The 6,385-nt window shown below is 71.9% G+C and carries 4 protein-coding genes; 2 read left to right on the top strand and 2 right to left on the bottom strand.

What is annotated here, in order from left to right; translation table 11 throughout:
• Positions 1–557 precede the first annotated feature (557 nt).
• Both ACZ53N_RS35970 and ptsP read left to right on the top strand, forming a co-directional pair.
• The gene (locus ACZ53N_RS35970) at positions 558–1,007 is read left to right on the top strand and encodes a PTS sugar transporter subunit IIA (RefSeq protein WP_356459058.1); all 450 of its coding nucleotides are present in this window, start codon (positions 558–560) and stop codon (positions 1,005–1,007) included.
• An 86-nt stretch (positions 1,008–1,093) separates the two neighbouring features.
• On the top strand, positions 1,094–2,764 hold the full coding sequence (ptsP, locus tag ACZ53N_RS35975) for a phosphoenolpyruvate--protein phosphotransferase (protein ID WP_469144938.1): 1,671 nt from the start codon (positions 1,094–1,096) through the stop codon (positions 2,762–2,764).
• A gap of 78 nt (positions 2,765–2,842) precedes the next feature.
• Here the strand turns inward: ptsP and ACZ53N_RS35980 are convergent, their stop codons facing one another.
• Positions 2,843–3,793, bottom strand: a complete 951-nt coding sequence (locus ACZ53N_RS35980) for a hypothetical protein (protein WP_469144939.1) — start codon at positions 3,791–3,793, stop codon at positions 2,843–2,845.
• 122 nt (positions 3,794–3,915) lie between these two features.
• Positions 3,916–5,928: an acetoacetate--CoA ligase gene (locus tag ACZ53N_RS35985; protein WP_469144940.1), complete on the bottom strand. Its 2,013-nt coding sequence runs from the start codon at positions 5,926–5,928 to the stop codon at positions 3,916–3,918.
• Positions 5,929–6,385 lie beyond the last annotated feature (457 nt).

Genomic DNA, 6,385 nt, shown 5'->3' on the forward strand with positions numbered 1-6,385 from the left:
CTGGCGTTGACTTTTGGCACGCTGTTGAGTTCTCAAGGAACGGACGCTTCCTTTGTACTCACCCTCTCGGGCTTTCCTCCGGGCGCTTCCCTTCGTGTTCCACCACTCTATCAGGAGTTTTTCCGCTCCCTTACCGCTCGTCTTCCGCAGCCATAAAGACATACGGGCACACAGAAGCGGATCCGGGAAGGATCATAATCCGATAGGTGCCGCCCCCGCCTTGCCGGCAGTTGACTGCGGGCCTCGGTGGTGGGCAGGAGTACGACAGTACAGGTCCCACCAGGGCGAGGCAAATCGATTCCGGGGCGTCGTCGAGCGCCAACTCGGAGCCCCTCCTGCACACCCGGGACGCCTTCTCCCCCGACGCTCCGCCGACTCGCCTTCTCCCTCCGTCACAGCTCTACTCCGCACGCGCGCGCGTGCCCTCGCGCGACCTCCGCCAGGTGGGCTCACGCGTGCGGAATCCTCAGTTCCTATGACTTACGCTTCTGATCAGCGCGCCGCCCAGGACAGGTAGTGGCGGCGCGTGATGAATCACCACCCCTGGGAGGCTTCCCATGACCACCGTGACGTCCCCGATCGCCGGACGCGCCATCGGACTCGCGGCTGTGCCCGACCCCGTCTTCTCCGGCGCGATGGTGGGTCCCGGTACCGCCATCGACCCCGTGCGTGAGCCCTCGACGGCGGTTTCGCCGGTCGACGGAGTCATCGTCTCGCTGCACCCCCACGCGTTCGTCGTCGTGGACACGGAGGGGCACGGCGTGCTGACGCACCTCGGCATCGACACCGTGCAGCTCAACGGCGAGGGCTTCGAGCTGCTCGTCAACAAGGGCGACACCGTGACGCGCGGCCAGGACATCATCCGCTGGAACCCCGTCGCGGTCGAGGCCGCCGGCAAGTCGCCGGTCTGCCCGATCGTCGCGCTCGAGGCCACCGCCGACGCCCTGGGCGACGTCCGTGAGGACGGCGACCTCAAGGCCGGCGACGCTCTGTTCTCCTGGCAGTGATCGCAGCGACCCTCCGCCGTCCCTGACGGCACGTACGACATTCACCGCGGCGGGCGGATCCGCCGCATCAACCGGAGACGGGTGAAATGGAGACAACGCTGCGAGGCGTCGGCGTGAGCCACGGTGTGGCGATCGGCGAGGTGCGGCACATGGGCACGGCGGTTCTGGAACCGCCGGCCAAGCAGATCCCGACGGACGAGGCACCGCGGGAGCAGGGGCGCGCCCGCCAGGCCGTCGAGGCCGTCGCCGCCGACCTCATCGCGCGCGGCAACCTGGCCGGTGGCGAGGCCCAGCACGTGCTCGAGGCCCAGGCCATGATGGCTCAGGACCCCGAGCTGATGGCCGACGTGGACCGGCGCATCACGGTCGGCAGCACCGCCGAGCGCGCGGTGTACGACGCCTTCGCCGCCTACCGGGCGCTGCTCGCCAACGCCGGTGAGTACCTGGCCGGCCGGGTGGCCGACCTCGACGACGTGCGCAACCGCATCGTCGCGCGCCTGCTGGGCGTGCCGATGCCGGGTGTGCCGGACAGCGACGAGCCGTACGTGCTGATCGCCCGGGACCTCGCTCCCGCCGACACGGCACTGCTCGACCCGACGCTGGTGCTCGGCTTCGTGACCGAGGAGGGCGGGCCGACCAGCCACAGCGCCATCCTGGCGCGGGCGCTCGGGGTGCCCGCGGTCGTGGCGCTGCCCGGGGCCGGTGAGCTTGCCGAAGGCACGGTGGTGGCCGTGGACGGCAGCACGGGCGACGTCTTCGTCGACCCCAGCCCGGAGAAGCGCGACGAGCTGACCAAGGCCGCGGAGGAGCGGAAGGCGGCACTGTCCGCCTCGTCCGGTCCGGGCGCGACGTCCGACGGTCACAAGGTGCCGCTGCTCGCCAACGTCGGCGGGCCGGCCGACGTGCCGGCCGCGGTCGAGGCGGGTGCGGAGGGCGTCGGTCTCTTCCGTACCGAGTTCCTCTTCCTCGACGACAGCAAGAAGGCGCCGTCCGAGGCCAAGCAGGTCGAGGCGTACCGCAAGGTGCTGGAGGCGTTCCCCGAGGGCCGCGTGGTCGTGCGCGTGCTGGACGCGGGCGCGGACAAGCCGCTGGACTTCCTGACGCCCGCCGACGAGCCGAACCCCGCGCTGGGCGTACGGGGGCTGCGGACCCTGCTCGACCACCCGGACGTGCTGCGCACGCAGCTCACCGCGCTGGCCAAGGCCGCCCAGGGGCTGCCGGTCTATCTCGAGGTCATGGCCCCGATGGTGGCGGACCGGACCGACGCGAAGGCGTTCGCCGACGCGTGCCGCGAGGCGGGGCTGAACGCCAAGTTCGGCGCGATGGTGGAGATCCCGTCCGCCGCGCTGCGGGCGCGTTCGATCCTGCAGGAGGTCGAGTTCCTGTCGCTGGGGACGAACGACCTCGCGCAGTACACATTCGCCGCCGACCGTCAGGTCGGTGCGGTGTCGCGTCTGCAGGACCCGTGGCAGCCGGCGCTGCTCGACCTGGTCGCCGCCTCGGCGGAGGCCGCCAAGGCCGAGGGCAAGAGCTGTGGTGTGTGCGGGGAGGCCGCGGCCGACCCGCTGCTCGCCTGTGTGCTGACCGGTCTGGGCGTGACGAGCCTGTCCATGGGCGCCGCGTCGATTCCGTACGTGCGCGCGACGCTGGCCAAGCACACGCTCGCGCAGTGCGAGCGTGCCGCCGCCGCGGCCCGTGCCACCGACAGTGCCGAGGAGGCCCGCGTGGCCGCGCAGGCGGTGCTGTCCGGCGAGTGAGCCGGTGCCGTCGGCGACCGTCGGCGCACGAGTGATGCGAGGGGTGTCCCGCCGGACCGGCGGGACACCCCTCGTGCGTCAGGCCCCTCTGTCAGGTCCCTCAGGTCCCTCAGGTTTCTTGGGTTCCTCGGGATCGTCGAGGGGGAGGCCGGCGCGGTAGGCCACGCCGGGCTCGGGCGGTACGGGCTCGCCGGTGTCGGCGTCGGTGCAGTAGGCGTCGAAGACCTCGGCCTCGCTGAGGGGCCTCAGCCGGCCGTCGCGCAGTCCCCAGCCGCGCACCGTGTCGGGCCGGCCGGGCGTGGTGGTGCGCAGGACGACGCCGCCGGGACGTTCGGTGGCGATCCCGGCGGCCAGCACAGTGCAGAAGATCAGCGCCGCGGCCTCCCCCAGCCGCAGCATGCCGTCCGCGTCGCTCTCCGTGTGGAGCACGGCGACGAGCGGGACGTCCCCTTCGGCGGGGACGCTGCACACCAGGTGGTGGGTGCCGGGGCCCACGGCTTCGACGAGTCGGCGCAGGAGCTGCGATGCCCGGGTGAAGGCCGTCTTTCCGGTGTCCTCGCCGCAGGTCGCGCAGTCGCCGCCGCGGGCCAGCAGCGCCGTGGCGTACTCCCAGGTCGCCTGCTGCTCGGCCTCGTCGACGAGTTGGGGCAGCAGCCTGCCGATGGGCTGGCCCTCGTAGGTCACTTTGCTGCCGGCCGCGGCGACTTCGGCCGTGTAGCGGGTGCGGCTGGCCGGGGTGTCGGGGTCGAGGTGGGAGTCCGCGCAGAACTCCTCGTAGTCGACCGGGTCGAAGAGGGCGACGCTGGTGTACGTGCCCTCGGCGGCGAGGGTCCGCAGCAGCCCCTCCATCTGTCGCAGATACGTCGCGTGGTCGTCGAACGTGAACGACGCGTACCGCCGCATGGCGGCGAAGTCCCGCTCGTCGGCCAGCACGGCCACGGTGCTGGGCACTTCGCACCGGAGCCGACGCCGGGCGCCCGGTCGCCTTCGCGCGGTCGGTCGCTTCCTGCCGTCGTTGCTGTGCGCCATGAACTCCCCCTCAGCGCGCGTGATCAATACTCACTCACAGTAAGCGGGGGCACTGACAATCGAGCTCGACGCGGGTGTGCGGGCCGCCGGTCGGGGTGGCCGGCGGCCCGAGGCCCCGCCCGTCAGCCGGTGGCGCGGGTGCGGGCCAGGTCCTCGTAGAAGTGCAGAAGGTCGATGTTGTCGACGGAGCCGGGGTTGACGGCCTTCTCCAGCGGGGTGCCCTGGAGGAGTCGCTTGACGGGCACCTCGATGCGCTTGCCGGTGAGGGTGTGCGGGATGCCCGGGACCTCGATGACCTCGTCAGGGACGTGGCGCGGAGAGAGCTGTTCGCGGATCGTCCGCTTGATGCGGGTGAGCAGTTCGTCGTCCAGGGTGGCGCCGGGGGCGAGGTGGACGAAGAGCGGCATCCAGTAGCCGCCGTCGGGCTGTTCGGCGCCGATGACGAGGGATTCGCGGATCTCGGGGAGTCGTTCGACGGCCTCGTAGATGTCGGCGGAGCCCATCCGTACGCCCTGGCGGTTGAGGGTGGAGTCGGAGCGGCCGTGGATGATGACGCTGCCGCGCGAGGTGAGGGTGATCCAGTCGCCGTGCCGCCAGGCGCCGGGGAACATTTCGAAGTAGCTCTCGCGGTAGCGCGTGTCGTCGGGGTCGTTCCAGAAGCGGATGGGCATGGACGGCATGGGAGCCGCGACGATCAGCTCGCCCACCTCGTCGACGACGGGCTTGCCGTGGGCGTCCCAGGCCTGGAGGTCCGTGCCGAGGCAGGGGGCCTGGAGTTCGCCGATGTGCACGGGGAGGGTGGGGACGGCTCCGGCGAAGCAGCTGCAGACGTCGGTGCCGCCGCTGACGGAGGCGATCCACATGTCCTCGGCGACCTCGTCGTGGATCCAGCGGAAGCCGTCGGGCGGCAGGGGTGAGCCGGTGGTGGCGACGCACTTGACGCGGGAGAGGTCGAAGTCGCGGCCGGGGTGGACCTCGGCCTTGCGACAGGCCATGACGTAGGCGGCGGAGGTGCCGAACAGGGTGGCGCCGGTGCGCTCGGCGATGCGCCACTGGGCGCCGGTGTCGGGGTGGCCGGGGCTGCCGTCGTAGAGGACGACGGTGGAGCCCACCAGGAGGCCGGAGACGAGGAAGTTCCACATCATCCAGCCGGTGGAGGTGTACCAGAAGAAGCGGTCCTGCGGGCCGAGGTCGCAGTGCAGGGCGAGCTGCTTGAGGTGTTCGAGGAGGATGCCGCCCTGGGACTGGACGATGGCCTTGGGCAGGCCGGTGGTGCCGGAGGAGTAGAGGACCCACAGCGGGTGGTCGAAGGGGACCTGCTCGAAGACGGGCTCCACGTCCGCCGAGACGAGGGTGTCCCAGTCGAGGGTGCCCTCGGGGGCCGCCGTGTCGAGCAGCGGGATGTGGACGACCGCGCGCACGGTGGGGAGCTCGGCGCGCAGCTCGGCGACCACGTCGGCGCGCTCGTGGCGCTTGCCGCCGTAGTGGTAGCCGTCGACCGTGAACAGGACGACGGGCTCGACCTGCTGGAAGCGGTCCAGGACGCTGCGGGCGCCGAAGTCGGGGGCGCAGGAGGTCCACACGCCTCCGACGGCGGCGGTGGCGAGCAGGGCGACGACGGCGTGCGGGATGTTGGGCAGGTAGCCGCTGACCCGGTCGCCGGGGCGGACGCCGAGGCGGCGCAGCTCAGCCGCGAGGGAGCCGACCTGGCGGCGGAGTTCCGCCCAGGTGACGGGGGTCGGCTCGTGGGTCTCGTCCACGTGCAGGAGGGCCGGCTGGTGGGCTCGGTCGGGGTCCTCGGCCGCGCGCAGGGCGTGCTCGGCGTAGTTGAGGGTGGCGCCGGGGAACCAGGTCGCGCCCGGCATGCCCCGGTCGGCGAGCACCCGCTCGTAGGGGCTCGCGAAGCGGACGTCGCACCATTGCGCGACGGCCTGCCAGAAGCGCTCCAGCTCGTCCACCGACCAGCGGTGCAGGGCGGCGTAGCTCGCGGCGGGGTCGCCGGGGACGGGGGCGGGGGCGCCGTGCCGCTCCGCGGCCCAGGCATGGAAACGGGTGACCTGCGCGCGGGCGACACGGTCCTCGCCGGGGCGCCACAGGGGCTCCGGCTGGGTGGCGGGCTGCGGTGCGGTGGTCATGGTCGGCTCCCGGGCTGTACGCGTCGTGGGCGTCGCCGCGCACACAGGCGGGGTATGCGCGTGACGCGGCTGACCAGGACGATGCCACGTGATCGACTCCGGCACCAGGGTCGGCGGCCCATCTCACGGCCACGTCGGTGTCGGCACGGCTTTCCGGTGGGTGATCGGTGCGGGTGAACGGGAGTTGAACGGACCGCGCGCCCGGTGCTGACGGTGGCAGGGTGATCAGCATGGATGCGCGTGAGCTGGTGCGGTCGGTGAGGTCGGTGGCGGCGGTGCGGACGGTGGGGTCGGCGCGGGGGCTGCGGTCCGTGCGGTCGGCGTGGCGGCGGTGGCGTGCGGACTCGGTGGAGCTGCCCCCACGAAGCTGTCCGGAAACAACGCGTTGCTTTGACGGGGGCATGATCGTTGATCTTCCGTGGTCATATCCCCGCCGGTCCCTGGTCAACTGACTTCG

Source organism: Streptomyces sp. NPDC033229 (assembly GCF_055576875.1).

Coding starts and splice junctions, on each gene's coding strand:
- ACZ53N_RS35970 (WP_356459058.1), top strand. CDS start 558: ATGACCACCGTGACGTCCCCGATCGCCGGACGCGCCATCGGACTCGCG.
- ACZ53N_RS35980 (WP_469144939.1), bottom strand. CDS start 3,793: ATGGCGCACAGCAACGACGGCAGGAAGCGACCGACCGCGCGAAGGCGA.
- ptsP (WP_469144938.1), top strand. CDS start 1,094: ATGGAGACAACGCTGCGAGGCGTCGGCGTGAGCCACGGTGTGGCGATC.
- ACZ53N_RS35985 (WP_469144940.1), bottom strand. CDS start 5,928: ATGACCACCGCACCGCAGCCCGCCACCCAGCCGGAGCCCCTGTGGCGC.